The organism is Rhizobium rosettiformans W3 (assembly GCF_004912135.1).
Lineage (GTDB): Bacteria > Pseudomonadota > Alphaproteobacteria > Rhizobiales > Rhizobiaceae > Allorhizobium > Allorhizobium rosettiformans.
The window spans coordinates 210,739-234,904 of record NZ_STGU01000006.1 but is presented as its reverse complement, the minus strand read 5'-3'; the positions used below and the strand labels follow the sequence as shown (position 1 = coordinate 234,904).

Below are 24,166 nucleotides of genomic sequence, written 5' to 3'. Positions count from 1 at the left end.
GATGTCAGTCTACCGACGGGCCGTTTGACATCGGCCGTGCAAGTCGATTGCCTAAGGGCACCTGACGATTCCCGCCGGAGGATCCCCTGATGACTAAGCCACCTGCCAAATCCACGCGTTCGAACTCCGCCGACTGGTGGCGCGGTGCGGTGATCTACCAGGTCTATCCGCGCTCCTTTCAGGATACGAGCGGCGACGGCATCGGCGACATCAAGGGCATCATCCAGCGGCTGCCCTACATCGCTTCGCTCGGCGTCGATGCGATCTGGCTGTCGCCCTTCTTCACCTCGCCGCAGGCAGACATGGGCTACGACGTCTCCGATTACTGCGATGTCGACCCGATGTTCGGTACGCTTGCCGATTTCGATGCGATGATGGCGGAGGCGAAGCGGCTCGGCTTGAAGGTCATCATCGACCAGGTGATCTCGCATACCTCGGACCAGCATCCCTGGTTCAAGGAAAGCCGGACGAGTCGCGATAATCCCAAGGCCGACTGGTATGTCTGGGCCGCGGCCAAGCCCGATGGAACGGCGCCGAACAACTGGCTTTCGGTCTTTGGCGGCCCAGCCTGGGAGTGGGACGGAATCCGCAAGCAGTATTACATGCACAATTTCCTCGCTTCGCAGCCGGATCTCAACTTCCACAATCGTGCGGTTCAAGATGCGGTGCTCGATGCGGTGAAATTCTGGCTCGATCGCGGCGTCGACGGCTTCCGGCTCGATACCGTCAATTATTACTTCCATGACAAGGAGCTGCGGGACAATCCGCCCCATGTGCCCGACAGCGAAGATGCCGGCCTCGATGCGCCCGACGTTAACCCTTACGGCATGCAAAGTCATCTCTACGACAAGACCCAGCCGGAGAATATCGAGTTCCTCAAGCGCTTCCGGGCATTGCTCGACCAGTATCCGGATCGTACGACGGTCGGTGAAGTGGGCGACGGGGCGCGCTCGCTGAAGACGGTGGCGGCCTACACCTCCGGCGGCGACAAGCTGCACATGTGCTACACCTTCGACCTGCTCGGACCGGATTTCACGCCGAGCCATATCCGCCACTGCGTCGAAAGCTTCCAGCGGCAGGTGAGGGACGGCTGGGTGTGCTGGGCCTTTTCCAATCACGACGTGACACGCCATGTCAGCCGCTTCGTGCAGCAGCCGCAGGAGCGGGATGCGGTCGCGAAGCTTGCCATGTCCGTGCTTTCAGCACTGCGCGGCTCGATCTGCCTCTATCAGGGCGAGGAACTGGGGTTGCCCGAGGCGGATCTGGCTTTCGAGGATCTGCGCGACCCCTATGGCATCCGCTTCTGGCCGGCCTTCAAGGGACGCGACGGATGCCGCACGCCAATGGTTTGGGAAAAGGGGAAGAAGCAGGCGGGTTTCTCCTCCGCCAAGCCTTGGCTGCCGGTGCCGGCCGAGCATCAGGCGCTGGCCGTCGATGCCCAAGAGAAGTCGTCCCAGTCCGTCCTCGCTCATTATCGGGCGACGCTCGCCTTCCGCAAGACCCACCCCGCGCTGATCGACGGCGACATGGAGTTTCTGGCGACGAATGAGGACGTGCTCGTCTTCACGCGCTCGAAGGGCGATGAGCGGCTGCTCTTCGTCTTCAATCTTCGCCGCGGACCGCAGGAATTCACGCTGCCGAAGGGGCATGCGGTGAAAGAGGTGCTCGCCATGCCGGGACTGACCGGCACGGCCGCCGAGGGCGAGATCCGGCTCGGGCCGCTTGATGGCATTTGCGCGAGGCTCTCGTGACGGAGTTTTCGGTTCATCAAGCGAGCGAGGAAGACCTGAACGCGTGGTCGGCGCTGCGCCACCAGCTCTGGCCGCATCTTGCTCTGGAAGACCATCGGGCCGAGATCGTCGCGGCTCTGTTAGAGCCGGACCGGCTCTGCTCGTTCCTTTGCTCCGACACTGAGGGGCGTGCCCTGGGGCTGGCGGAAGCCAGCATCCGCTCCGACTATGTGAATGGCTGCGAGACCTCGCCGGTCGCCTTTCTCGAAGGGATCGTCGTCGATCCCGCCGCGCGTCGGCAGGGCGTTGCGGCTCTGCTGGTCGCTGCCGTGAGCGCTTGGGCGCGGAGCAAGGGCCTCAGCGAACTCGGCTCCGATGCCGAGCTAAACAACACCGTCTCTCATGCGATGCATGGCGCTCTCGGCTTCGAGGAGACGCAGCGCGTCGTCTATTTTCGCAAAACGCTCTGAGCTCAAAGCCCGTCGTCGGGGATGTTCAGTGTGTGGCCACAGGCCTTGCAGTGGACGGCGTCCGCGTCATGTCGCTGCAGGCCGCATTCGGGGCAGGGGAAGGTGACCTTGTAGGGCCGGACGATTGCCTGGGCGAGCCGCACGAAGAGCGAGATGCCGATGATCATCGTCACGATTGAGGTTAGCTTGCCGGCCGTGCCCGGCAGCGTGATGTCGCCGAAGCCCGTCGTGGTGACAGTTGCGACCGTAAAATAGAGGGCATCGATAAAGCCGGTCCCGGCATCTTCCCGGTAGAAGAAGAAGGTATAGACGAAGCCCGTCACCAGGAAGAGAAAGACGAAGAGGTTGATGAAGGCTGTCACGACATCCGTCTGCTCTTTCAGGCCGAGCCTGTTTAGCATCAGCGTGAAGACCGGTCGCTGCGCAACCGCCCAGATGCGCGCGACGCGCAGGAAGGCGAAGTTGAATAGCCATTGCGGAAAGAGCAGCGTGCAGAGAACGAAAAGATCGATCCAGGTCATCGGCCGCATGAGATAACGACGGGCGGGATAGGTCGCCGACCACTGGGCGATGAGCTCCAGCGCAATCCAGGCGGCAATCGTGTAGTCCAGGATCAGATAGCTTGGCCGATCACGCAGATAGGGGCCCGCCAGGAAAAATCCGATGATCGCAATGTCGATGATCATCAATGCGAACTGGAAACGGATCGCTGCCGTGTCCCGGCCGTAATAGAGGCGCGTCAGGCGCTGGCGTATGGATTGGGTCGCGGATTTCGCAGTCTCGAATGCCATAGGGCCTCTTCAGTAGTGGTAGCGGCATTGCAGGATCACCAGCGTCTGGTCCTCACCTGTACCGACAACGGCGTACGCAATACGGTGTTCCTGGGTGATGCGACGAGACCACATTCCCTTGAGCGTGCCCTTCAGGGGTTCGGGTTTGCCGATCCCCTCGAAGGGGTGGCGGCGTATATCGCGGATGAGCTCGTTGATCCGTGCCAGTGTCTTCCGGTCTTGCCCCTGCCAATACAGGTAGTCCTCCCAGCCATCCGGCGTGAAGGCAATCCGCATGGATCAGCGCCCAATATCGAACGTCGCGGGGGGCTCAGCGAAGTTTCCGGCCTCCAGGTCTTGCTTGGCCTTCAGCAATCGCGCGGCGTTCGCAGGAGATGACAGAAGGTGAATGGTCTCGACGAGGCTGTCATATTCATCCTTGCCCATCAACACGGCTGAGGGCTTGTCACGCCTGACGATTTCGATCGGTGCCGCGTCGTCGTTGACCTTGTCGAGCAAGCCGGCAAGCTCGGCCCGTGCCTTCGAGAAAAAGATGGTGTCCATGATGGCGAACTCCGAGTTGTCCGTAATATGGTACAACTCACGAGTTGATGCAACTTAGATCACCCGATCAGCCGGAACTGGTCGACGTCTACCATGCCCTTGTCGGAAATCTTCAGATGCGGAATGACCGGCAGTGGCAGGAAGGCGACCTGGAGGAAAGGTTCTTCGAGCGTCGTTCCAAGAGCATAGGCCGCTTTTCTCAAGTGGTGTAGCGTATCGCGCACGCTCTCGTAGGGTTCGAGGCTCATCAGGCCGGCGACGGGCAGCGGGATCTCGCCGGTGACTTTGCCGTCCTCGACCACGACGAAGCCACCCTTGATCTCGCCGAGCCGGTTGGCGGCGAGCGCCATGTCTTCCTCGGAGACCCCGACGACGCAGATGTTGTGGCTGTCATGGCCGACGGTCGAGGCAATCGCGCCCTTCTTCAGGCCGAACCCCTGGACGAAGCCGTTGGCGTGGTTGCCATTCTTGCCGTGCCGCTCGATGACGGCGACCTTGATTACGTCGTTTGCGAGATCGACGGCGGTCTGGTTGCCGGAGGTCGGCAGGCGGTAGCGGCGGTGTTCGGTGATGATCTTTCCGGGCATGACGCCGATGACAGGCGTTTCGCCCTCCGCCACCGGCACGCCGAAATCGGCGGCCTTCACTTCGCGCGCCTTGACGCTGTCGAGGCCGACGGGCGCGACCGGCTTGCGGGTTTCGAAGAGGTCGTCGGTCACACGACGGCCGGCTGCGAACACCATGTCCGCCTTGCAGTTTTCAAGGCTGTCGACGACCACCAGATCGGCGCGCCAACCCGGCGCCACCAGACCGCGATCCCGCAGGCCGAAGGCGCGAGCGGCCGAAATCGAGGCGGCGCGATAGACGGCGATCGGCTCCACGCCGTTCCTGATCGCCTCACGGATCAGATAGTCGAGATGGCCCTGTTCGGCGATGTCGAGCGGGTTACGGTCGTCGGTGCAGAGCGCGAGGAAGGGCGAGAGCCGCTCGGTCAGGATCGGCATCAGCGCATGCAGGTCCTTCGACACCGAGCCTTCGCGGACGAGGATGTGCATGCCCTTGCGGATTTTCTCCATGGCCTCGGCGGCACTGGTGCATTCGTGGTCGGTGCGGATGCGGGCGGAGAGATAGCCGTTCAGGTCGCGACCCGAGAGCAGCGGCGAATGGCCGTCGATATGGCCGTCCTGAAAGGCTTCGAGCTTCGCCATGCAGATCGGATCCTTGTGGATCACGCCGGGGAAATTCATGAATTCGGCAAGGCCGATGACCTTCGGGTGGTTGCGGAAAGGCAGGAGCCGCTCGATCGGCAGATCGGCGCCCGCCGTCTCCAGATGCGTCGCCGGCACGCAGGAGGAGAGCTGGACGCGGATGTCCATGATCGTTTGCTCGGCCGAATCGAGGAAGAACTGGATGCCCTCGGTGCCGAGCACATTGGCGATCTCGTGCGGATCGCAGATCACGGTCGTCACGCCATAGGGGAGCACGCAGCGGTCGAACTCATGCGGCGTGACCAGCGAACTTTCGATGTGCAGATGCGTGTCGATGAAGCCGGGCACGACGATCTTGCCGGAGATGTCGATGACCTCCCGGCCTTCGTAGCTTTCGACCGTCCCGACGATGGTCTCGCCGCAGATGGCAATATCGGATTCAACAAGTTCGCCGCTGACCAGATCGAAGTAACGCCCGCCCTTCAACACGATGTCCGCCGGCTCGCGGCCGGTCCCCTGATCGATGCGGCGTTCGAGGTCGGTCATGCGGCTTCTCCGATTCTGTTGATCTCACGAGTGTAGCCTCTTGATCACAAGGGGCCAACGATCTTGAAATTAAATGTTCTATGTATGATACTGATCTTATGTATAAATGGGAGGCTTATGGATGGCTGATCCGGTGAAGGTGAGTGCTGCGGAGTTTCAGCGGCAGAGTGGACGCTACTTCGATCTTGCCCTCACGCAACCCGTCGTGATCACGCGCAATGGCCGCGACCGTACGGTGATGATCTCGACAGAGGAGTATCAGCGGCTGAAGCGGCGCGACCGGGAGGTTTTAGCGGCTGCGGATTTCTCCGACGCCGAGTTGCAAGACATCGCTGAAAGCCTGCCGCCATCGGGCGCGGATGCGTTCGACGGCGAACTGGATCGCTGACCCGTGTCTTGGCCCGCGCCGGAGCCGGGGCAGGTCATTCGCTACTCTTATCTGTGGCACCACGAGTTTCACCGCGGGCTCGAGGAAGGTCGCAAGGACAGGCCTTGTGCCGTCATCCTGGCCTTGACGCGGGATGACGGTGAAACACAGGTGGTGGTGCTCCCGATCACCCACACGCCGCCTTCAAATCCTGCGCATGCGGTGGAGATTCCGGCCGCCACCAAGCAGCGACTTGGTCTCGATGACTTGCCTTCCTTCATCGTGCTGACAGAGGCCAATCGATTCTTCTGGCCGGGCCCGGATCTTCGACCTTTCGAGACCGAGGCGGGCAGCAGTGTCGTCTACGGGCTGTTGCCGCGCAGGCTTTTCCTGGACGTGCGAGACCGGTTCGTTCAACTCGCCCGGGCTGGCAGAGCGGGTTTCGTGCCCCGAAGCGAATAGCGGCGCGACTGGGCGAAACAAGCACGGCGCTACTCACCCTTCTTGGCGACCTCCGCCTCGAACCGATCATCCACCGGCACGCCCAGCGCCACCGCCAGTGCATTGGTGCGGCTCGCCATGGCGATCACCTGCAGCAGTTCGGCATGCATGTCCGGCGTCATGCCCTTGGCCTTGGCCGAGGCGGTGTGGCTATGGACGCAATAGGCGCAGCCATTGGTGGCGCACACCGCGATATAGATCAGCTCCTTGACCAGCGGGTCGAGGGCGCCGGGTGCCATCACGGTCTGGAGCCGGTCCCAGACGGATTTAAGTTCGTCGGGATCATGGGCGAGCGCCCGCCAGAAATTGTTGACGTAGTCGATGCCGCGTTTTTCTCTGATGTCGTTGAAGACGGCGAGCGCTTCTGCGCTCGCCTCCTCGTCACTCAGGAGAGGGAGGACCGCCATCTGGGCCTCCTCACACCAGTGCCAGAACGCGGGCTGGACCACCGGTGCCTCGTTTGTGTTTCGGTGCGCCGACCATGATCGTCGCGCCGCTCACCGGCAGCTCTTCGAGGTTGTTCAGGCATTCGATCCCGTAGCGCCCGCCCGGCAGCCAGCTGTTGTGTACGGCAAAGTCGGCCGAATTGCCCGGATCGAGCGAGAGCGTGTCGACACCGATCGCGGCCACGTTCAGGGTTGCCAGGAGGTCGGTTGCCGACTTGCCGAAACCGGGGAAGGCGAACTTGCCTTCGCCGTCGTTGCGGAAGGCGGGTTCACTCACCTTCTTCGCCCAGCCGGAGCGCAGTGCCACGACCGCGCCCTCAGGGATTTCGCCATTGGCGCTGATCCAGGCCTCGACGTCCGCCGCCTCGACGGTCGCGTTTGCGTCTTCTTTGGCGCGGTCTGTGATGTCGATGATCGCGAGCGGGGCGACCAGTTGCTGCGGTTCGATCTGGTCGACGCTTTTGCCGTCGGCGCTGAAATGGAAGGGCGCGTCGATATGGGTGCCCGTGTGTTCGAAGATGGTCAGTTTGTGGAGCTGGTAGCCATTGCCGGCGAATTCCACGGCCCATTCGTATTCGATGCCCGGATTTCCGTCGAAGGTCGGGAAGCTCTCGTCATAGGCATGGGTGAGGTCCACGACCTTGCCTGCGGTCTGCTGCGCCAGAACCGGGCTGGAGACCCCGCCGGCGGCGACGGCCGCGCCGGCAAAAGCCATGCCCTTGAACAGCGAGCGCCGCGACAGCATGTTCTGCTTCACATTCTCAATCACGCAATGATTGCACATTGGCCTGCCCTCTCCACGGTTGATAACCGGTTGAGAGTAGCCGAAGGATGGCGACGAGCAAGAGCTGCGTCATTGCTGGTCCGGGAGCCCCGTCAGGGGGATTTCCCTAAGCGGATTGCCCCCGTCGATGAAGATACGCCCTCCGGGCCGAAGTGCCGCGCGAATACGTGGAAGTACCAGCCTTCCGACCTCCGGATGGCGGCCGTCAAGGGCGCCAACGCGGATGGCGACGGCGAGGTCGAAGGGTTCTTCCTCTTCGGCCAGCATGAAGTGCTCGGCGGCCACCTGGCGGAAGGCGATGGCGGTCGGATGGGCGCTCCCCGTCATCTGCGCCGTCGCTGCGGCGATCGCCGACGCCGAGCGGTCAATGCCAAGCACGCGGACATCGCCCTTCATGCGCTCCGCTATCAAGCGCGCCAACACGCCCGGCCCGCAGCCGATTTCCAGGACCCGCATGCCTGTGGTGAGCGGCAGCGCGTCCGCAATGTCGATCAGCCGTTGCGATGCCTTCACCACCATCGCATTTCCTCAGTTCCTGATCTCCACCGTAAACCCGAACCGCATCTCCTCTCCCGCCGGCAGCGCCACCGTGTAGGGGCGCTCGACCAGTTCCGCCGTGCCACCGGCATGGGCGGCCATGCCGTGCCAAGGCTCGATGCAGAGGAAGGGGGCGCCGGGCTTTTGCCAGAGCGCGATGTTGGGCAGGTTCTCGAAGGCGAAATGCAGGGAGGGGCCGTCTTCCGCCTGGAAGGTAAGCCCGGTCCCCGCATCTTCCGGGAAGATCAGCGCATCGTTGGCAAAGAGGTCAGGCTTGAGCGTCAGCCGCCCCGCCTTGAAGGGGGAGGTGGGCAGCGTCCTGCCGATCAGGCCGCCTTCCAGCTGGATGACGCCGGGTTCTCCGCCATTGTCGAGGATCACCTCGTGCGGCTTGCCGTCCGCACCCGGAAGCGGCCAGAGGAAGGCCGGGTGAAAACCGATGCCGAATGGCAGCAGCGCTTCGCCGGTGTTTCGCACCGCCGCGTTCACCGAGAGCCTATTGCCGTCGAGTGCGTGCTCCAGCACGAGGCGGAAGTCGAAGGGATAGACTTCACGCGTCTCCGGCGACGAGACGAGTTCGTGGCGGCAGGAGGTTGCCGTCTGCTCGATGATCGCAAACTCCCGCCGGCGAGCGATGCCATGCTGTGCCATCGGGTAGGTCTTGCCGTTCACCGCCAGCCTGTCGTCCGGTGCCTTGCCGACGATCGGAAAGAGGATCGGCGAGCGACCCGTCCACCAGGCGGCATCGCCATTCCAGAGGAAGTCCCGTCCATCGCCCGTCCTCAGCGACTGCATTTCTGCGCCCAGCGTCGAGACCTCGACGGCAAGCTGTTCACTGGCGATACGAATCGTCTCTGGCATAAGCACTCCCTTGGATGGTTCGGCCCATCTTAGAGGCCCCGGCGCGGGAGCGCGACGAGGAAATGGATCCTCAAGGGCCGGGCTGACCATGCCGGATGCGGCCGATCACCCCTTCGCCTTGACCACGACAGCCTCCACAGGAAGCCCCGCCTCCCGCCAGGCGGAAAAGCCGCCTTCGAGGTGGCAGACATTCTCAAGGCCCATTTCCAGTGCCGTTTTCGTGGCGAGCGCCGAGCGCCAGCCGCTCGCGCAGAAAAAGAGGAAGAGCTTGTCCTCGGCGAAAACCGGCTTGTGATAAGGGCTCTCCGGATCGATCCAGAATTCGAGCATGCCGCGCGGGGAGGAAAAGGCATTCGGGATCGTGCCCTCGCGCTCCCGCTCACGGGGATCGCGCAGATCGACGAAAACGACGTTGCTCGCTGCATGCAGACGTCCTGCTTCCGCGCTGTCGACGGCCTCCACCAGAGCGTTCGCCTCGGCTAGCAAGTCCTTGTAACCCTTCTTCACAGCACTCCTCCGTGCGCCATCCCACCGCCAATGTAGCATGCCGGCTGCCGCTGTCACGGGCCGTTTCAGCGCTGCATTTGACAATCGTATAACTCTGTGGTTATTGGAAATATATAGCCTGGAAGTTATGGATCTTGCATGGACAACGCGACTGACACCCTTTTTGCCGCACTGGCCGATCCGACGCGTCGGGCGCTTTTCGAGCGGCTCTGTCGCGACGGCAGCCAGACTGTTGGCGGTCTCACTGCCGGGGCCGGCGTGTCGCAGCCCGCCGTTTCAAAGCATCTCGCCGTGCTGAAGCGCGCGGGCCTCGTCGAAGATCGGGTGAGCGGGCGCCAGAGCCATTACAGCGTGCGCCGACAGGCGCTCGATCCGCTCGTGGCCTGGGCGCGTCAAATGGAAGCTTTCTGGCAGATTCGTTTCGATGCGCTCGATGATCTCCTGAACAGGATGGACCAATGACCGACCTCAAGACAGATAGCCTCTCCGTCGTCGTCGAGCGCGAGTTTCGCCATGCGCCGGAAAAGATCTGGCGGGCGCTGACCCAGCCCGAGCTGATCGCCGAGTGGCTGATGGACAATGCGTTCGCGCCCGATATCGGGCACCGATTCACGCTCAGCGCCGACTGGGGAAGGGTCGAATGCGAGGTGCAGGTGGTGGAGCCGGCCCGGCGGCTTGCCTATAGCTGGGATGCGGGGCCGCTGAAGAGCCTTGTCACCTGGACCCTGACACCGAGCGGTGCGGGCACGCTGCTTCGCATGGAGCAGACCGGTTTCCGCCGCGACCAGCCGCAATATTACGGTGGCGCCAAGATGGGGTGGCCGCGCTACTTCGACAGCCTTGAAGCGGTGCTGGATCGCGCCGTCTGAAGCCTTTTGCCACCCGCTTTCACCGTTGTTGTTTCAAGAGAGGATTGCGCATGTCCATCAGCCACCGCATACGCCAATGGCATCGCGGGCTATCGCTCGCCTTCACGCTGGCCGTCGTCGCCAATTTGATCGCGATGATGATCCCAGGATCGCCGCAATGGATCGGCTTCGTTGCGCTCGTGCCACTTCTGCCGCTGTTGGGCACCGGCATCTATCTCTTCCTGTTGCCCTACCGCCGGACGGCGAGCCCTGCGAAAGACGCTTTGTCCCATTGAGCCGGTCGGGTCGATGACCTAGCTTCAGACTATGGACGCCAAAGCTGACATCGCAGGGCCGATCATCCTCTTCGATGCCGAATGCATCTTGTGTTCGGCCAATGCGCAATTCGTGCTGACCCACGACAGGAAGAAACGCTTCCGCCTCGCCGCGATGCAAGGAGAGGTGGGCTCTGGTCTCTATCGCCGTTTCGGTATCGATCCCACCAATCCCGACAGCATCATCGTGGTGGATGGGGACAAGATGCTGCGCGACAGCGATGCGGTACTTGCCATCTATGCCGGCCTCAGCTGGCCATGGAAAGCGCTTGCCCTCTTTCGCCTCGTTCCGCGCGTCATCCGTGATCCGCTCTATCTCTTCGTCGCGCGCAATCGCTACCGGATCTTCGGCAAGCGCAAGAGCTGCTGGCTGCCGTCTCCTGACTATCGCGACCGGCTGCTGTAGATCCTGGGAAGCTCCAGGAAACTTTCCCTGTCCACCGTCGTTGAGGGCTGCATGAAACACGCGATCGTCACAGGTGGCGCCGGCCTTATCGGCGCAGAACTCTGCACAGCCCTCCAGATGGCCGATTACGAAGTCGCTTCCTTCGATCTCAAGGAGGCACCGGCCGGTATCCGGTCTGTGCTCTGCGATGTCTCCGATGAGGCGGCCGTCGCGTCGGCCTTTGCCGAACTGGGCTGGGATAGCCTCGACCTGCTTGTCAACAATTCCGGCATTGCAGATCCGCATCGCGGGCCGATCGCCGATCTCTCCCTCGAAGACTGGCGCAACGTCACCGACAGTCACCTGACCGCCGCCTTCCTGATGACGCGCGCCTGCGTGCCGCTGATGGGCGAGGGGGCCTCGATCGTCAACATGCTCTCCACGCGTGCCTTCATGTCGGAGAAAAACTCGGAAGCCTATGCGGCTTCCAAGGGCGGCTTGTTCGGCCTGACCCATGCGCTCGCCGTCAGTCTCGGCCCGAAGATCCGGGTGAACGGCATCGCACCGGGCTGGATCACCAAGGACGAGGATCTCAGGGCCCAGGATCACGAGCAGCACCTGGTCGGCCGGGTCGGGCGGCCAAGCGATGTGGCCAAGGCTGTGCTCTATCTCGCGGAGGCCGGGTTCATGACCGGTCAGGTGCTGACGCTCGACGGCGGCATGACGCGCAAGATGATCTACGCGGAGTGAAGGCCTTTCGACGGCTGCCTTGCGTTTCAAGCGCTGACGAGGGCCCTGGCGAGCTCAGCATGGCCCGGTCGAGTGGCCGCACGGAAAGCGAGGATCCCGTGCGGCTTTCATGGTTTACGCCGCGAGTTGCTCTCGCATCAGGTCGCTATAAGCCGATACCAGGCGGTCGACATGCAGTTCGGCCTCCTGCGGGCCGAAGCTCAGATGGCTGACGATGAAATCGGAATAGATCGCAACCGGCCGATTGAGCAGTCGTGGCATGTCGACGGCCAGAGCCTTTTCGTCGCCCAGACGTCTGAAACCGAAGTGCTTCAGGTCCTGGCCGAGCCAGGAGATGAAGTTGATGGACACGCGTTCCTTCACCTCGATGAACGGCTGGTGCAGGGGCAGACGCTTGTCCGGGGTCTGCAGGAAGTAGTCGTGCAGCGCATTGGCGCGCTTTCCGCTTTCCCACAGGCTGCCGTTCAGGCCGCCGGGCGGCATTTCGAAATGGCCGACTTCGATCGGAAGCGAGCCCGAGCGCTGCTGCCAATGGGCGCAAACGCCATTGTTGACGACATTGGCGGAGACAAGGAAGGGGGTGGGGTTGTCGCGGCGGAAATTGATGAAATCACCCAGCCGATCCAAGTTCATGTAGACGATGTCGTCGTCGCATTTCAGGAAGATGGCGTCCGAGAACCGGTTCGCATACTTCGAGTAATAGGCATAGGTGTGGTGGTAGGGGTACTTCTCGTTCCTCGGTCCGATGTAACGGCGGATCTTGTCGTTCACGTTGAGGATTTCGAGGTCCGCACCCCAGCCGCCGCGGACCATGACGTCGGCGCCGCTTGAGACATCCACATCGGCGATCGGGCCGATCTTCATTCCATTGGCGGTCAGCACCGGATGGCCGTTGCGATCGATCGACATCACGACCGAGTTCGGCAGGCTCGGCGACAAAATGCCTGGGGTGGAGAAGTCTGCCATGCGCGGGACATGGTCGCGAGCGAAGGTCGCGAGTTCGACGCGCGGCATCTTGCGCACCGCGCTCAACTGATTGTCCCAGCCTCCGATGACGAATTCGTAGAAGTTGTCGGGATCGTTCTTGGGAAGAAGCGCGAGATGGAGATCGGCAGCGATGCCGGCATCCATTCGGAATGGCGCCATGGGCGTCACCTGGCCGGCGCTCACATAAGGCGTGTCAGGGTGCATGAATCGCGCAGGGCCAAAGTTCTCGCTGACCCAGACCCGATCCTCTTCGGAACGGGTGAAATCCCAGACATGCCATTCATCGATGATCCCGGCAGCCAGAGCCGCCTGGACATAGTTCGTGAGGATTTCCATCCGGTTGCGTCGGCCTGCGAAGGTAATCAGGATAATTGGCGCCATGAGTGTTCCACCAGTTGAGCTGAACACTCCTTGCAGCCGAACATTGAGCGAAGCTTTCCGAGACCTTGCCCAAGCCAGAGCAGATCGCGGTGAGCCAAATACCGATGCGGGTGAGTTGACTGGCCTTAAGTATTCTCCGACAAAAAAAGGCGGCCTCGCGGGGCCGCCTTTCGTTTTTCCAGATGATGACGCGCTTATTCGGCGGCCACGGTCTTGCCGGCTTCCCACTTGTAGACGGCGAAGCTCTGCGAGGTCAGGTCGCCGCTTTCGCCATAGGTCAGCTTGCCGATGGCGGTCGGGATTTCCGAGCCGTCCTTCAGCGCTGCGGCAACGGCTTCGGCGTCTTCGGCGCTCTCGGCCTTGGCAATGCCGGCGGCGATGACTTCGACGGCGGCATAGGCGTTCAGGGTGAACGCTTCGGCCGGGATGCTCTTGGCTTCAAGGGCAGCCACGGCGGCCTTGCTGTCTTCGTTCTTCAGGGCGTCGGCAGCATTGGTGAAGATCGTGCCTTCGGCTGCCTCGCCACCGATCGTGACGAATTCGTTGTTCGACAGGCCGTCGCCGGCGATCAGCTGTGCCTTCAGGCCGGCGTCCTGCATCTGGCGCACGAGGAGGCCCGCCTCCGGATGGTAGCCGCCGAAGTAGATGACCTCGACGCCTTCCGCCTTCAGACGGGTGATGAGCGCGCCGAAATCCTTTTCGCCAGCGGTCAGCGAATCCTTGAAGACTTCGGTGACGCCACCGGCGTTCAGCGCGGCCTGGAAGGCATCCGCCAGACCCTTGCCGTACTGGCCCTTGTCGTCGAGGATGGCGATCTTCTTGTCCTTGTAGGCGCCCAGCACATATTGTGCGGCTACATCGGCCTGCTGGTCGTCGCGCCCGCAGGTGCGCAGCACGGTGGTGAGGCCACGGGCGGTGAGGTCGGGAGCGGTTGCGGTCGGGGTGACCATCAGCACGCCGTTTTCGGCGAGAACGCTGGAAGCCGGCACGGCAACGCCCGAGGTGACCGGACCGACGACAAAGCGAACGCCTTCACCCACCAGCTGGTTCGCAGCAGAAACGCCCTGCTTCGGCTCGCCGGCGTCGTCGGCGATCTGCAGCGTCAGCTGTTCGCCATTCACGCCACCCTTCTTGTTGATTTCCTCGACGGCGGTTTCCGCGCCGTTCTTGATCTGCGCGCCAACGGCTGCCAGCGGGCCGGTCAGCGGCGCCATCAGGCCAAGCACGATCTCGGCGCGGGCGGCGGGGGCGCTGGCGATCAGCGCGGCAAGGGCCGCGCTTGCGAAGAGTTGAAATTTCATGTCCTGCTCCTTGGGTCGGCGCGACCGATCTCTGTCGGTTTGGGCACCATTCGGGTTCTTTTGTTGCTCCCCACGATCGCTTTAGACAAAAACGAACGGCAGCAAAAGACCGGAAGCTCAGCTGCGCCTTCACGCCACAGCTTTCTCGGACCAGATGAAAAGTGTGTGCGGCTCAGACGGTGAGGACGCGTCCGGCGGAGGTCTGATCGTCCGCTTCGAAGCCGGCTTTCGCCGCGGCGGCGTCCTGCTCACGGCGCAGCGCCAGTTCCGCCATGGCGATCTGCTGCAGCTCGAAGAGATCGTTGCTGATCTGGGCGCGGCGGGCGGCAAGCCTTGCCTCATCGGCGCGGGCGGCCGATCGCGCTTCCGGTTCCGGAGCGGCTTTGTCCCGTGAGGCTTCGAGAGACGCGTTGTTACCGAACATGCGCTTGAAGAGGTCGACCACGGATATCCTCCCGGGACCTGACCCGGACAGATCGCCTCAGACCTGATGTCGGAAGCGGAAACGGCCGGGGCTGCCAAAGTCGTCGGTCGTGTCCCGCGCGGTCATCTGCGCCGGGATCGATCGTGCGATTCTTCAGAAGATACGGGAGGGCAGGCCGGTGGACAAGCGCGGCCAGGGCGCGTGGTCAGCCTCGTGCAAGCTAGCGGGGCGGTCTCGTGTTTCCGGGCTCAAGCAGAGGTCCGCCGGGCGCCGTTATCCGTAAAGGAGGCGGCAGACAGCGTGGTTCCGCTCGCGGACACTCGAACGAGGTCTGCTGCCGACCAATGACCTGGAGTTTCCATGGCTGATACCGCAATAGCCTTGACCCGTGATGCCGCCTTGCGTCGCCTTGACGACTTTCTGCCGGATGCGGCAGGTGCCTATGCTCGGTTGCGCAACAAGGAGAACGGGCCGGGCCGCCATGTGCATGTCTCCCGGCTCTCGGCCGCTCTGCGCCGACGACTGGTCAGCGAAGAAGAGGTGGTCCGTGCCGTGGTCGCGCGGCACGGTCTGTCCAAGGCGGAAAAATTCGTAAGCGAGGTCTTCTGGCGCACCTACTGGAAAGGATGGCTCGAGCAACGCCCGTCGATCTGGGACGGCTACGTTATGGCCGTTGAACGGACTGCGTTCCAGTTGGAGGCCTCCGCCCAACTTCGCCAGCGCTACACGGCGGCGATGGAGGCCCGGACGGGGATCGACTGTTTCGACGCCTGGGCGCTGGAGCTCACGCAGACCGGTTATCTGCACAATTGGGCCCGCATGCAGTTTGCCTCGATCTGGATCTTTACGCTCGGCCTGCCATGGGAGCTCGGGGCCGCCTTCATGTTCGACCAGCTGATCGATGCCGATCCGGCCTCGAACACTCTGTCCTGGCGCTGGGTGGCGGGGCTTCACACTGTCGGCAAGGCCTATCTCGCCGATGCCGAGCGGATCCAGGCGATGACCGAGGGGCGCTTTGCGCCGCGGGACCTCGCGCGCACGGCCCGCATTCCGGCCGATAGCCTCGTTGTGCCCCAGCCTGCAGCTGTTCGTCAGGCGCATCAGGCAGATCCTTCGGCTGCGACGCTGCTCCTCCTGACCGTGGAAGACCTCTCGGTCGAGCAGTTGGCGCCGATGCGTTCACTTCCCGTCCAGGCGCTCGCCGTCCTCGAAGGGCGCAACGCCTGGGACCAAACCGCGTTGTCAGACGGCCTTGCCCGTGCCGCCCAGGTCTGGCCGGAGGCGGCATTGGTCGGCAATGTCTCTCCTGCCGACATTGCCGAGACAGCGAACGCGCACGGCTGCAGCCAGATCGCCACCGCGTTTCTCCCGGTCGGACCGGTTGCTGCCTCGATTGCGCCGCAGCGAGCAGCCTTTGCCGAACAAGGGCTTCGGTTCGCGGAATTGCTGCGTGACTGGGATCGCAGAAGCTGGCCCCATTGCCGGAGGGGCTTCTTTGCGCTCAAGGAGAAGATCCCGGCGCTTGTGCAAGAGATGGTGACGCCATGAGCGAGCGGGATCGTTTTCGTCCGGTGCCTCAGGGGCGCCTCAGCCGCCTAGCAGCCCTGGGCCAGATCGCCGGTGGCGTCGCCTCGGGCATGGTCGCCGAAGGATTGGGACGGCTGGCGCGGGGCGAAAGGCCGCATCTGCGAGACCTCTTGCTGACACCTTCGAACGCGATGAAGGCGGCCGACCAGCTGTCGCGGATGCGGGGTGCTGCGATGAAGCTCGGCCAGATGATTTCCCTGGAACCGGGCGAGTTTCTGCCGCCCGAACTGCAGGCGATTTTCTCGCAATTGAGGGCATCCGCGCATTTCATGCCGCCGAGCCAGCTGACCGCCTGCCTCTCCGATGCCTGGGGTCCTGACTGGCGCCGCCATTTCGACCGCTTCGACATGGTGCCGATTGCGGCGGCGTCGATCGGCCAGGTGCACCGGGCGGTGCTGACATCAGGGCAAGCCATCGCGGTCAAAGTGCAGTATCCGGGTGTCGTCAGAAGCATCGATTCCGACATCGACAATGTTGCGGCCTTCCTGCGCCTCTCCGGCCTTCTGCCAGCCGGCCTCGACATCACACCGCATCTGGCGGAAGCGAAGAGGCAGTTGCGCGAGGAGGCGGACTACCTGCGCGATGCCGAGGAGATGCGCCGCTTCGGCAGGCTGCTGGCCGACGACACGCGTTTCATTGTGCCGTCGCCAGTGGATACACTGTTGCGGCCGACGGTCTTGCCGATGGATTTCGTCGAAGGCGTTCCGCTCGAGCGGCTTGCTGCGGCTTCGCAGGCGAAGCGCGACGCTGCGGTCACGGCGATCTCCGATCTCGCCTTGCGTGAACTCTTCGTCTTTGCCCACATGCAGACGGATCCGAACTTCGCCAACTATCTCTGGCGGCCCGACGATGGCCGGATTGTGCTTCTTGATTTCGGCGCCGTTCGCCCGGTCGCGCCTGAGAGCGCCGACGACTATCGCCGGCTTCTCAGGGCGAGCCTCACAGGACGGGTCGAGGATGTGCGTGGCGCGCTGATCGAGATGCAGTATCTCTCCCGCGCGCAGGTCGACCGCCATGGGCGCTTGCTCGTCGAGATGATCTCGATCGTCGTCGATCTGGTCCAGAACGCGCCGGACGGTCTGATCGATTTCGGTGACCACAGTCCCATCGCGAGGGTCCGCGAACGTGCCCTGCCGGTGTTTGCCGATCGGGCGCTCTGGGCTCTGCCGTCTCCCGACAAGATGTTCCTGCAGCGCAAGATCACAGGACTTGCGTTTCTCGCTCTGAAGCTGCGGGTGCGGCTGCCGCTTGCCGACATGCTGCGGGACTACGCCTGAGCGACAAAAAAGCGGCCACGCGGGCCGCTTTTCCTGATGATCGAAACGAAGCTCAGATGTTGTTCATCAGCACCTTGCGCAGCTTGTCGAAGAGTTCGTCGATCTGCTCGTGGGTGATGATCAGCGGCGGCGAGAGCGCGATGATGTCGCCGGTCGTCCGGATCAGAAGCCCGTCGTTATAGGCGTTGAGGAAGGCGTTGAAGGCGCGCTTCGTCGGTTCGCCGTCGATCGGCTTCAGCTCGATTGCACCGATCAAGCCGAGATTTCGGATGTCGATGACGTTCGGGCAGTCGCGCAGCGAATGCAGCTTCTCTTCCCAGTAGGGCGCGATCTCGGCCGCCCGCGTCAGAAGGTTCTCGTCGCGGTAAGTGTCGAGCGTGCCCAGTGCGGCAGCAGACGCGATCGGGTTGCCGGAATAGGTGTAGCCGTGGAAGAACTCGATCATATGATCGGGGCCGGTCATGAAGGCGTCGTGGATTTCGGCCGTCACGAAGACCGCACCCATCGGGATGACGCCATTGGTCAGTCCCTTGGCGGTGACCATGATGTCGGGCTTCACGTCGAAATACTGCGAGGCGAAAGGCGCGCCGAGGCGGCCGAAACCGGTGATGACTTCATCGAAGATCAACAGGATGCCGTGCTTCGTGCAGATCTCGCGCAGACGCTGCAGGTAGCCCTTCGGCGGGATCAGTACGCCGGTCGAACCCGAAACCGGTTCCACGATGACGGCTGCGATGGTCGAGGCGTCATGCAAGGTGACGATGCGCTCCAGCTCGTCGGCGAGATCGCCTCCATGTTCCGGCATGCCCTTGGTGAAGGCGTTCTTGGCCGGCTGGTGGGTGTGCGGCAGGTGGTCGACGCCGGTCAAAAGCGTGCCGAACATCTTGCGGTTGGAGACGATGCCGCCGACGGAGATGCCGCCGAAATTGACGCCGTGATAGCCGCGTTCGCGACCGATCAGGCGGGTGCGGGAGCCCTGTCCCTTCACGCGCTGATAGGCAAGCGCGACCTTGAGTGCCGTCTCGACCGATTCCGAACCAGAATTGGTGTAGAGCACATGCGCCATGTTGTCGGGCGCGATGTCGATCAGGCGGTTGGCGAGTTCGAAGGCCTTGGGATGGCCGAGCTGGAAGGCCGGCGCGTAGTCGAGTTCGCCGGCCTGCTCGCGGATCGCTTCGGTGATGAGCGGGCGGCAGTGGCCGGCATTCACACACCAGAGGCCGGCGGTGCCGTCGAGCACCTGGCGGCCGTCATGGGTGGTATAATGCATGTCCTTGGCGCCGACGAAGAGACGCGGCTCCTTCTTGTACTGGCGGTTCGCTGTGAACGGCATCCAGAAGGCGCGCAGGTCGTTCGGCGTTGAATTCAGGCGGTTAGACATCGTGTTCTCCATGGCCTTTGGTTGCGGGCGGCCATTGTCCCTGATGTCGGCTCCGAAGGCCGATATCCGTTGATTGCGCCGTCACGTTAGCAGGGCGCGAAGCACGGTCAAGCCATGCGCCCGGCCGCATCAACAAAGGTCATGGATCACTGAATTTAGGTGATGGAAAAGCCCTGCAGCGCGTAAGGGCAGACGGGCAGCTGACACCCGGTGTCGGGGCACGAAAAAGCCCTGATCGCCAATGCGACCGGGGCTTCAGAAACATCAGCTCGCCAGGGGGTTCACCCGCTCGCGCGAGTGCTGCGCCGATCCCTCCCATCCTCGATCAGCGCTGCGCTGGCAGCGCTGTCATCAGGCGGCAGTCTTGCTCGCTGCCGGGGTGCAGTAGATGCTTTCCAGGGTGGAGAGTATCTTGATCACCGACTCGGATGTCGAGGAATAGTAGATGGTCTGAGCATCGCGACGGGTCTTCACGAGCTTCTGTGCGCGCAGCTTTGACAGGTGCTGCGAAAGGGCCGACTGGCTGAGGCCAACCTGGGTCGCCAGAACACCGACCGGAACCTCGCCCTCGACGAGGCTGCAGAGGATCATCAGACGCTTCGGGTTTGCCATGGCGGACAACAAACCGGCTGCGACAGTCGATTGTTCGGACAATGCTTTTGTTTTCATCTCAGTTCAACTTTCCTTGGTCGAGTGCCCTTGGGGGGAGTGGCAGTCGTTGAAAAATCCATGACTTAACTGGAGGCCAAACCTTAGCAGTACCACCAAAATTGTATATGCCTAAATTTAAGGTACTGCGTATACTGATTTAGGTAACTCTAATAGCAGATGTTCTACTGTTGTGATCGGCGTCACAAACTCGTGCCGGATCAGCAAGTCTTTGAAAACAATATCCAATCCATGCGAATCAATGGCCGCGATACGCCAATCTCCGTCCGGGGCGCCATTCAATCCGGTGGCAAGGCGGGTGGCGAGATCGGGATGGCGACCCCCCAAATCTCGCAGTAGGGCCTCCTCGGTCTGGAACAAATCATCGTCTATTTTCGGTATAAAAAAGTCGGCGCTGCTCAAATGGTAGGCACGGCCGAAGCCGCCGTTCAGGCTCGCGCGTTCGGGCCTCAAGCGGAAGAAACGGAAGTCGGGAAAGTCGATATAGAGCTGCGCCTTCGGGTGGCGGGCGAGGAAGCGGGCGCGCAGCCTTTGATGGCTGTCGCTGTCCCGATCGACGCTTTCGGCCGTGCATTGCAGCGTCAGGCGTGGGTGGGCGAGCGGGTCGCCCTTGCCGGGCTCGCCCGTCAGGAGGGAAGCGCGCGGATCGGCGAGCAGCGCCGTCGTGTGGGCGGAGAGATTGGAGACGAGGATCACGGCCGCGCCGTCACTGTCCATGCCGAGCAGAACGCGGCTGACGAAGGGGAAGCCCGTCTCCGGATCAAGCACCCCGATGGCTGCGAAGCGTGCCCCGCGCAAGAGAATGCGCGCCTGTCGGCGCGCATCGTCGTCGGTGTCGCGAATCACCTGGGGCTTGTCGTTCATCTCTGTCTCCCACATGCAGCCTTCAAGCGATGCGGGGCAGGGCCGGTTCAGGCCTTCCGGCGGTGCTTCGTCAGTCCGCTCACCACATCCTGAGCATCGATCGTGCCGATGACGGCGCCGTTGTCAACGACGCCGATCGTCCCGGGCTGACGCGAGAGGGCATCGAGCACGTCGACGAGCGGCGTGGTCGGCCCGGTCGTGCCGGTCACCTGGCCCTGCTCGCCGCTGACGCCGTTGCGCATGACGTCCGAGGCCGTCAGCATGTTGATCGGGTTCATGTTCTGCACGAAGTCCGCGACATACTGGTTGGTCGGGTTCTGGACGATCTCCTGCGGCGTGCCGCACTGGATGATGTGGCCGCCTTCCATGATGGCGATGCGGTTGCCGATGCGGAAGGCCTCGTCGAGGTCGTGGCTGACGAAGAGAATGGTCTTCTTCAGGCGCGCCTGAAATTCGAGGAGCTCGTCCTGCAAGCGGGTGCGGATCAGCGGGTCGAGTGCCGAGAAGGGCTCGTCCATCAGCAGGATCGGTGCGCCGGTGGCAAAGGCGCGGGCAAGGCCGACGCGCTGCTGCATGCCGCCGGAAAGCTCGTTCACCTTGCGGTCAGCCCATTGCGACAGGTTGACCAGTTCCAGCTGCGTGGCGACCCGATCCCTTCGCTCGGCTTCCGGCACGCCGGCGAGCTCAAGACCGAAACCGACATTCTCGGCCACCGTCCGCCAGGGCAGAAGGCCGAACTGCTGGAAGACCATGGACACGGTGTGCGTGCGCAGATCGCGCAGCTTCTGCGCCGAGGCCTTGTAGGGCTCGACATAGCCGTTCTCGGTCCGCACCCGGACATTGCCGCGCACGACGGGGGCGAGCGCGTTGACGGCGCGCAGAAGCGTCGACTTGCCCGAGCCCGACAGGCCCATCAGGACGAGGATCTCGCCCTCCTTGACGGTCAGCGAAGCATGGGCGACGCCGAGAACCAGGCCGGTCTCGGCCCCGATCTGGTCGCGGGTCTTGCCCTGGTCGACCATTTCCAGGGCGCGTTCAGGGTTGTCGCCAAAGACGATGTCGACATTCTCGAAGATCACTGCGTCGGTCATGCGTCTTCTCCAGGCATGCGGAAGATCCGGTCCAGGATGATGGCGAGGATGACGATGCAGAGGCCTGCCTCGAAACCCCGGGCGATGTTGACGGTGTTCAGCGCGCGCACAACCGGAACCCCGAGACCGCTCGCGCCGACCAGCGCTGCGATGACGACCATCGACAAGGACAGCATGATGGTCTGGGTGAGGCCGGCCATGATCTGCGGCATGGCGAAGGGCAGCTCGACCTTGCGCAGCACCTGCATAGGTGTCGCGCCGAAGGCGACCGCAGCCTCGACCAGCGACGGCGGCGTCGAGATGATGCCGAGACGCGTGAGCCGGATCGGTGCGGCGATGGCGAAGATCACGGTCGCGATCAGGCCGGGGACCATACCAAGGCCGAAGAGAATGAGCGCCGGAATGAGATACACGAAGGTCGGGATCGTCTGCATCAGATCGAGCACCGGTCGTACCGCGGCGTATAGCCAGGGGCGCCGGGCGCAGGCGATGCCGATCGGCACGCCGATGACCATACAGACGCAGGTCGCGGCCAGCACAAGCGCCAGCGTCTCCATCGTCTCTTCCCAGTAGCCCTGGTTATAGATCAGCAGCAGGCCGAGAAAGGTAAAGGCGGTGACACCGAGCGAGCGGCGCATCACCCAGGCGATCACCGAGAACAGCAGGATTATGAAAAGCGGATAGAAGCTTTCAGCCGGGGTGTTGTCGAGAAAGGGTGCCTGCAAAACGAATAGCAGGGCGTCGATCGACGCGCTCAAGATGTTTGCAATGAAGTCGAAGACAAAGTCGACGTTATCGGTCAGCCAGTCGACGACACTCTTCGACCAGGGCCCGATGGGCAGTTTGTTGTCTGTCAGAAATTCCATGTTCGTCCCCGATTGGCCACAGGTTCAATGCCTGGGAGGCCGCGCGGCCGGATCCCCCTTCCGGTCGCGCGGTTCCACGATCGATGGACAGGGCTCAGAGGCCCAGTGCCGTCTTCACTGCTGCAAGGCCTTCGCCACCGTCCTTGGTGGTGACGCCGGCGAGCCAGGGCTCGATCGCCGTCGGATTGGCCTTCAGCCAGTCGGAAGCGGCCGCTTCGGCGTCCTGGCCGTCGTTGAGGATCTTGCCCATGATCTCGTTCTCCATCTGGAGCGAGAACTTGAGGTTGGTGACGAACTTGCCGACATTCGGGCACTCGGTCGTATAACCGGCGCGGGTGTTGGTGTAGATCGTCGCGCCGCCGAAGTTCGGGCCGAAGACGTCATCGCCGCCCGACAGATAGGTCAGCTTGAAGTTGGCATTCATCGGATGCGGTTCCCAGCCGAGGAAGACAACCGGCGTGCCATCCTTCTCAGCGCGGGCAACCTGCGCCAGCATGCCCTGTTCGGAGGATTCGACCACTTCGAAGTCGCCGAGTTCGAACTTGTTGCCGTCGATCATGTCGAGGATCAGGCGGTTGCCGTCATTGCCCGGCTCGATGCCGTAGATCTTGCCGTCCAGCGCGTCCTTGTTCTTGGCGATGTCGGCGAAGTCCTTGATGCCGAGCTCGGCGCCCTTGGCATTGGTTGCAAGCGTGTATTTCGCGCCTTCGAGGTTCGGTCCGAAGATTTCGACCGACTTGTCTTCGCGATACGGCGCGATGTCGGCTTCCATGGTCGGCATCCAGTTGCCGAGGAAGACGTCGATGTCCTTGTTCTTCAGCGACGAATAGGTAACCGGCACGGAAAGAACTGTGGTCGTCGGCTCATAGCCCAGCGCCTTCAGGATGACGGAGGCAGTGGCGGTGGTCGCAGTGATGTCGGTCCAGCCGACATCCGAGAAGCGCACGGTGGAGCAGCTCTCGGCTTCCTGTGCAGCAAGTGGCGTCGCCATGACGGCGAAGAGCGAAACGGCGGCCACGAGGGTGCGGCGATGGGTGGAAAGATACGGCATTGTCAGGCTCCCGGTTTTTTTATTGATGTTCCCAAGTCAACATTCAATACCGGAGAAATGCAAGGATGCCCGCGCGTTTGCGTCGCTCGACCGGCGCTGTTTGCGACCTTCATCCCCTTTGAGCCGGGAAATGTGGCGCTGCAAAAAAAAGTTCGGGATCTTGATGGGCGTCAAAGCGCCGCCTTGAGTCTCGTGCCAACAGGTGATGCGATGGTTGCAGCGCTTCGGCGCCCATTGTTTGGAGATAGGAGTTTCGATGAAGACGTCTTCCCTGATCGTGCTGCTTGCCCTGGCCGCAGCGCCGCTTCCCGCATTCGCCGACGGTGATCCCGTTGCCGGTGCCAAGGCCTTCAAAGCCTGCCAGGCCTGTCACATCGCGACCGAAGCGAAGAACAAGGTCGGGCCGCATCTGCAGGGCGTTGTCGGGCGCCCGGTCGCTTCGATTGCCGACTACAAGTATTCGCCTGCGATGACGGAATTCGGGGCCGGCAAGGTCTGGGACGAAGCGCTTCTGTCGGAATATCTGAAGGCGCCGAAGGCGGTCGTGAAGGGCACCAAGATGGCCTATGCCGGCGTCAAGAAGGACGAGGATCTGGCCAATATCATCGCCTATCTCAAGGATCCCGCCGCCGGCGGCCAGTGATTCCTCTCAACCCCTGCATGCGTCCTGGATGCGAC

At 62.7% G+C, this 24,166-nt stretch carries 30 protein-coding genes; 12 read left to right on the top strand and 18 right to left on the bottom strand.

Annotation, left to right across the window (positions count from 1 at the left end; translation table 11 throughout):
- Nucleotides 1-89 precede the first annotated feature (89 nt).
- A complete protein-coding gene (gene bglA / locus FAA86_RS13275; RefSeq protein WP_136541270.1) occupies nucleotides 90-1,751 on the top strand; it encodes a beta-galactosidase BglA in 1,662 nt (553 codons plus the stop codon).
- On the top strand, nucleotides 1,748-2,200 hold the full coding sequence (aac(6'), locus tag FAA86_RS13270) for an aminoglycoside 6'-N-acetyltransferase (RefSeq protein ID WP_246035067.1): 453 nt from the start codon (nucleotides 1,748-1,750) through the stop codon (nucleotides 2,198-2,200). Before bglA ends, aac(6') begins: the two co-directional genes overlap by 4 nt.
- 2 nt (nucleotides 2,201-2,202) lie before the next feature.
- Here aac(6') and FAA86_RS13265 read toward each other — a convergent pair whose 3' ends face one another.
- From FAA86_RS13265 to ade, 4 genes are read right to left on the bottom strand one after another with little or no spacing between them, the layout of a single operon-like run.
- Nucleotides 2,203-2,991, bottom strand: a complete 789-nt coding sequence (locus FAA86_RS13265) for a potassium channel family protein (RefSeq protein ID WP_113458666.1) — start codon at nucleotides 2,989-2,991, stop codon at nucleotides 2,203-2,205.
- Nucleotides 2,992-3,000: 9 nt separating this feature from the next.
- A complete protein-coding gene (locus tag FAA86_RS13260) occupies nucleotides 3,001-3,267 on the bottom strand; it encodes a Txe/YoeB family addiction module toxin (protein ID WP_136541266.1) in 267 nt (88 codons plus the stop codon).
- Between the two features lie 3 nt (nucleotides 3,268-3,270).
- Nucleotides 3,271-3,534 carry a type II toxin-antitoxin system Phd/YefM family antitoxin gene (locus tag FAA86_RS13255; RefSeq protein ID WP_136541264.1) on the bottom strand — a complete coding sequence of 88 codons (264 nt, stop codon included), beginning with the start codon at nucleotides 3,532-3,534 and terminating at the stop codon, nucleotides 3,271-3,273.
- A 59-nt stretch (nucleotides 3,535-3,593) separates the two neighbouring features.
- A complete protein-coding gene (gene ade, locus FAA86_RS13250; RefSeq protein ID WP_136541262.1) occupies nucleotides 3,594-5,288 on the bottom strand; it encodes an adenine deaminase in 1,695 nt (564 codons plus the stop codon).
- 121 nt (nucleotides 5,289-5,409) lie between these two features.
- Between ade and FAA86_RS13245 the strand changes: the two genes are divergently transcribed.
- The gene (locus tag FAA86_RS13245; RefSeq protein ID WP_136541260.1) at nucleotides 5,410-5,676 is read left to right on the top strand and encodes a type II toxin-antitoxin system Phd/YefM family antitoxin; all 267 of its coding nucleotides are present in this window, start codon (nucleotides 5,410-5,412) and stop codon (nucleotides 5,674-5,676) included.
- A gap of 3 nt (nucleotides 5,677-5,679) precedes the next feature.
- Entirely contained in the window at nucleotides 5,680-6,117 is a 438-nt protein-coding gene (locus tag FAA86_RS13240; protein ID WP_136541258.1) for a hypothetical protein, read from the top strand.
- A gap of 29 nt (nucleotides 6,118-6,146) precedes the next feature.
- Here the strand turns inward: FAA86_RS13240 and FAA86_RS13235 are convergent, their stop codons facing one another.
- The 5 genes from FAA86_RS13235 to FAA86_RS13215 all read right to left on the bottom strand — a co-directional run bounded on the left by FAA86_RS13235 (nucleotide 6,147) and on the right by FAA86_RS13215 (nucleotide 9,291).
- Entirely contained in the window at nucleotides 6,147-6,563 is a 417-nt protein-coding gene (locus FAA86_RS13235) for a carboxymuconolactone decarboxylase family protein (RefSeq protein WP_136541256.1), read from the bottom strand.
- Between the two features lie 10 nt (nucleotides 6,564-6,573).
- Entirely contained in the window at nucleotides 6,574-7,386 is an 813-nt protein-coding gene (locus FAA86_RS13230) for a cyclase family protein (protein WP_136541254.1), read from the bottom strand.
- A gap of 69 nt (nucleotides 7,387-7,455) precedes the next feature.
- Nucleotides 7,456-7,905: an SAM-dependent methyltransferase gene (locus FAA86_RS13225; protein WP_136541252.1), complete on the bottom strand. Its 450-nt coding sequence runs from the start codon at nucleotides 7,903-7,905 to the stop codon at nucleotides 7,456-7,458.
- A gap of 9 nt (nucleotides 7,906-7,914) precedes the next feature.
- Nucleotides 7,915-8,784 (bottom strand): aldose 1-epimerase family protein, encoded by an 870-nt coding sequence (locus FAA86_RS13220; protein WP_136541250.1) that lies wholly within the window; start codon nucleotides 8,782-8,784, stop codon nucleotides 7,915-7,917.
- 105 nt (nucleotides 8,785-8,889) lie between these two features.
- The gene (locus FAA86_RS13215; RefSeq protein ID WP_136541248.1) at nucleotides 8,890-9,291 is read right to left on the bottom strand and encodes a rhodanese-like domain-containing protein; all 402 of its coding nucleotides are present in this window, start codon (nucleotides 9,289-9,291) and stop codon (nucleotides 8,890-8,892) included.
- A gap of 138 nt (nucleotides 9,292-9,429) precedes the next feature.
- On the opposite strand from FAA86_RS13215, the gene FAA86_RS13210 reads away from it, so the two are divergent.
- The 5 genes from FAA86_RS13210 to FAA86_RS13190 are packed head-to-tail and all read left to right on the top strand — an operon-like array spanning nucleotide 9,430 to nucleotide 11,609.
- On the top strand, nucleotides 9,430-9,753 hold the full coding sequence (locus FAA86_RS13210; protein ID WP_113458658.1) for an ArsR/SmtB family transcription factor: 324 nt from the start codon (nucleotides 9,430-9,432) through the stop codon (nucleotides 9,751-9,753).
- Nucleotides 9,750-10,160 carry an SRPBCC family protein gene (locus FAA86_RS13205; RefSeq protein WP_136541246.1) on the top strand — a complete coding sequence of 137 codons (411 nt, stop codon included), beginning with the start codon at nucleotides 9,750-9,752 and terminating at the stop codon, nucleotides 10,158-10,160. The genes FAA86_RS13210 and FAA86_RS13205 overlap by 4 nt, the downstream gene beginning before the upstream one ends.
- Before the next feature lie 50 nt (nucleotides 10,161-10,210).
- The gene (locus tag FAA86_RS13200; RefSeq protein WP_136541244.1) at nucleotides 10,211-10,435 is read left to right on the top strand and encodes a hypothetical protein; all 225 of its coding nucleotides are present in this window, start codon (nucleotides 10,211-10,213) and stop codon (nucleotides 10,433-10,435) included.
- 31 nt (nucleotides 10,436-10,466) lie between these two features.
- Nucleotides 10,467-10,880, top strand: a complete 414-nt coding sequence (locus FAA86_RS13195; protein ID WP_136541242.1) for a thiol-disulfide oxidoreductase DCC family protein — start codon at nucleotides 10,467-10,469, stop codon at nucleotides 10,878-10,880.
- Between the two features lie 51 nt (nucleotides 10,881-10,931).
- Nucleotides 10,932-11,609 carry an SDR family NAD(P)-dependent oxidoreductase gene (locus FAA86_RS13190; protein ID WP_136541240.1) on the top strand — a complete coding sequence of 226 codons (678 nt, stop codon included), beginning with the start codon at nucleotides 10,932-10,934 and terminating at the stop codon, nucleotides 11,607-11,609.
- Nucleotides 11,610-11,723: 114 nt separating this feature from the next.
- Here FAA86_RS13190 and FAA86_RS13185 read toward each other — a convergent pair whose 3' ends face one another.
- From FAA86_RS13185 to FAA86_RS13175, 3 genes are all read right to left on the bottom strand, one after another.
- Nucleotides 11,724-12,977 carry a DUF6250 domain-containing protein gene (locus FAA86_RS13185; protein WP_167494973.1) on the bottom strand — a complete coding sequence of 418 codons (1,254 nt, stop codon included), beginning with the start codon at nucleotides 12,975-12,977 and terminating at the stop codon, nucleotides 11,724-11,726.
- Nucleotides 12,978-13,171: 194 nt separating this feature from the next.
- The gene (locus tag FAA86_RS13180) at nucleotides 13,172-14,278 is read right to left on the bottom strand and encodes a branched-chain amino acid ABC transporter substrate-binding protein (protein ID WP_136541238.1); all 1,107 of its coding nucleotides are present in this window, start codon (nucleotides 14,276-14,278) and stop codon (nucleotides 13,172-13,174) included.
- Nucleotides 14,279-14,450: 172 nt separating this feature from the next.
- Nucleotides 14,451-14,723, bottom strand: coding sequence for a hypothetical protein (locus FAA86_RS13175; RefSeq protein ID WP_136541236.1), 273 nt, complete (start codon nucleotides 14,721-14,723; stop codon nucleotides 14,451-14,453).
- A 339-nt stretch (nucleotides 14,724-15,062) separates the two neighbouring features.
- Between FAA86_RS13175 and FAA86_RS13170 the strand changes: the two genes are divergently transcribed.
- Both FAA86_RS13170 and FAA86_RS13165 read left to right on the top strand, forming a co-directional pair.
- A complete protein-coding gene (locus FAA86_RS13170; RefSeq protein WP_136541234.1) occupies nucleotides 15,063-16,250 on the top strand; it encodes an FAD-binding domain-containing protein in 1,188 nt (395 codons plus the stop codon).
- On the top strand, nucleotides 16,247-17,566 hold the full coding sequence (locus FAA86_RS13165; RefSeq protein WP_136541232.1) for an ABC1 kinase family protein: 1,320 nt from the start codon (nucleotides 16,247-16,249) through the stop codon (nucleotides 17,564-17,566). Before FAA86_RS13170 ends, FAA86_RS13165 begins: the two co-directional genes overlap by 4 nt.
- Before the next feature lie 52 nt (nucleotides 17,567-17,618).
- On the opposite strand, the gene aptA is transcribed toward FAA86_RS13165, so the two are convergent.
- The 6 genes from aptA to FAA86_RS13135 form a co-directional block, all read right to left on the bottom strand.
- On the bottom strand, nucleotides 17,619-18,947 hold the full coding sequence (gene aptA / locus FAA86_RS13160; RefSeq protein ID WP_113458649.1) for an omega-aminotransferase AptA: 1,329 nt from the start codon (nucleotides 18,945-18,947) through the stop codon (nucleotides 17,619-17,621).
- Nucleotides 18,948-19,298: 351 nt separating this feature from the next.
- Nucleotides 19,299-19,616 (bottom strand): ArsR/SmtB family transcription factor, encoded by a 318-nt coding sequence (locus tag FAA86_RS13155; protein ID WP_113458648.1) that lies wholly within the window; start codon nucleotides 19,614-19,616, stop codon nucleotides 19,299-19,301.
- Nucleotides 19,617-19,733: 117 nt separating this feature from the next.
- Nucleotides 19,734-20,480 carry a HugZ family pyridoxamine 5'-phosphate oxidase gene (locus FAA86_RS13150; RefSeq protein WP_136541230.1) on the bottom strand — a complete coding sequence of 249 codons (747 nt, stop codon included), beginning with the start codon at nucleotides 20,478-20,480 and terminating at the stop codon, nucleotides 19,734-19,736.
- A 47-nt stretch (nucleotides 20,481-20,527) separates the two neighbouring features.
- A complete protein-coding gene (choV, locus tag FAA86_RS13145) occupies nucleotides 20,528-21,571 on the bottom strand; it encodes a choline ABC transporter ATP-binding protein (protein ID WP_136541228.1) in 1,044 nt (347 codons plus the stop codon).
- On the bottom strand, nucleotides 21,568-22,437 hold the full coding sequence (gene choW, locus FAA86_RS13140; RefSeq protein ID WP_136541226.1) for a choline ABC transporter permease subunit: 870 nt from the start codon (nucleotides 22,435-22,437) through the stop codon (nucleotides 21,568-21,570). Before choW ends, choV begins: the two co-directional genes overlap by 4 nt.
- Nucleotides 22,438-22,531: 94 nt before the next feature.
- Nucleotides 22,532-23,488 carry a choline ABC transporter substrate-binding protein gene (locus tag FAA86_RS13135; protein WP_136541224.1) on the bottom strand — a complete coding sequence of 319 codons (957 nt, stop codon included), beginning with the start codon at nucleotides 23,486-23,488 and terminating at the stop codon, nucleotides 22,532-22,534.
- Nucleotides 23,489-23,744: 256 nt separating this feature from the next.
- On the opposite strand from FAA86_RS13135, the gene FAA86_RS13130 reads away from it, so the two are divergent.
- Nucleotides 23,745-24,131 (top strand): c-type cytochrome, encoded by a 387-nt coding sequence (locus FAA86_RS13130; RefSeq protein ID WP_136541223.1) that lies wholly within the window; start codon nucleotides 23,745-23,747, stop codon nucleotides 24,129-24,131.
- Nucleotides 24,132-24,166 lie beyond the last annotated feature (35 nt).

Coding starts and splice junctions, on each gene's coding strand:
- FAA86_RS13155 (WP_113458648.1), bottom strand. CDS start 19,616: ATGAAAACAAAAGCATTGTCCGAACAATCGACTGTCGCAGCCGGTTTG.
- FAA86_RS13255 (WP_136541264.1), bottom strand. CDS start 3,534: ATGGACACCATCTTTTTCTCGAAGGCACGGGCCGAGCTTGCCGGCTTG.
- FAA86_RS13210 (WP_113458658.1), top strand. CDS start 9,430: ATGGACAACGCGACTGACACCCTTTTTGCCGCACTGGCCGATCCGACG.
- aptA (WP_113458649.1), bottom strand. CDS start 18,947: ATGTCTAACCGCCTGAATTCAACGCCGAACGACCTGCGCGCCTTCTGG.
- FAA86_RS13170 (WP_136541234.1), top strand. CDS start 15,063: ATGGCTGATACCGCAATAGCCTTGACCCGTGATGCCGCCTTGCGTCGC.
- FAA86_RS13190 (WP_136541240.1), top strand. CDS start 10,932: ATGAAACACGCGATCGTCACAGGTGGCGCCGGCCTTATCGGCGCAGAA.
- bglA (WP_136541270.1), top strand. CDS start 90: ATGACTAAGCCACCTGCCAAATCCACGCGTTCGAACTCCGCCGACTGG.
- choW (WP_136541226.1), bottom strand. CDS start 22,437: ATGGAATTTCTGACAGACAACAAACTGCCCATCGGGCCCTGGTCGAAG.
- ade (WP_136541262.1), bottom strand. CDS start 5,288: ATGACCGACCTCGAACGCCGCATCGATCAGGGGACCGGCCGCGAGCCG.
- FAA86_RS13150 (WP_136541230.1), bottom strand. CDS start 20,480: ATGAACGACAAGCCCCAGGTGATTCGCGACACCGACGACGATGCGCGC.
- FAA86_RS13245 (WP_136541260.1), top strand. CDS start 5,410: ATGGCTGATCCGGTGAAGGTGAGTGCTGCGGAGTTTCAGCGGCAGAGT.
- FAA86_RS13195 (WP_136541242.1), top strand. CDS start 10,467: ATGGACGCCAAAGCTGACATCGCAGGGCCGATCATCCTCTTCGATGCC.
- FAA86_RS13225 (WP_136541252.1), bottom strand. CDS start 7,905: ATGGTGGTGAAGGCATCGCAACGGCTGATCGACATTGCGGACGCGCTG.
- FAA86_RS13230 (WP_136541254.1), bottom strand. CDS start 7,386: ATGTGCAATCATTGCGTGATTGAGAATGTGAAGCAGAACATGCTGTCG.
- FAA86_RS13130 (WP_136541223.1), top strand. CDS start 23,745: ATGAAGACGTCTTCCCTGATCGTGCTGCTTGCCCTGGCCGCAGCGCCG.
- FAA86_RS13180 (WP_136541238.1), bottom strand. CDS start 14,278: ATGAAATTTCAACTCTTCGCAAGCGCGGCCCTTGCCGCGCTGATCGCC.
- FAA86_RS13235 (WP_136541256.1), bottom strand. CDS start 6,563: ATGGCGGTCCTCCCTCTCCTGAGTGACGAGGAGGCGAGCGCAGAAGCG.
- FAA86_RS13200 (WP_136541244.1), top strand. CDS start 10,211: ATGTCCATCAGCCACCGCATACGCCAATGGCATCGCGGGCTATCGCTC.
- FAA86_RS13135 (WP_136541224.1), bottom strand. CDS start 23,488: ATGCCGTATCTTTCCACCCATCGCCGCACCCTCGTGGCCGCCGTTTCG.
- FAA86_RS13265 (WP_113458666.1), bottom strand. CDS start 2,991: ATGGCATTCGAGACTGCGAAATCCGCGACCCAATCCATACGCCAGCGC.
- FAA86_RS13220 (WP_136541250.1), bottom strand. CDS start 8,784: ATGCCAGAGACGATTCGTATCGCCAGTGAACAGCTTGCCGTCGAGGTC.
- choV (WP_136541228.1), bottom strand. CDS start 21,571: ATGACCGACGCAGTGATCTTCGAGAATGTCGACATCGTCTTTGGCGAC.
- FAA86_RS13205 (WP_136541246.1), top strand. CDS start 9,750: ATGACCGACCTCAAGACAGATAGCCTCTCCGTCGTCGTCGAGCGCGAG.
- FAA86_RS13165 (WP_136541232.1), top strand. CDS start 16,247: ATGAGCGAGCGGGATCGTTTTCGTCCGGTGCCTCAGGGGCGCCTCAGC.
- FAA86_RS13185 (WP_167494973.1), bottom strand. CDS start 12,977: ATGGCGCCAATTATCCTGATTACCTTCGCAGGCCGACGCAACCGGATG.
- FAA86_RS13260 (WP_136541266.1), bottom strand. CDS start 3,267: ATGCGGATTGCCTTCACGCCGGATGGCTGGGAGGACTACCTGTATTGG.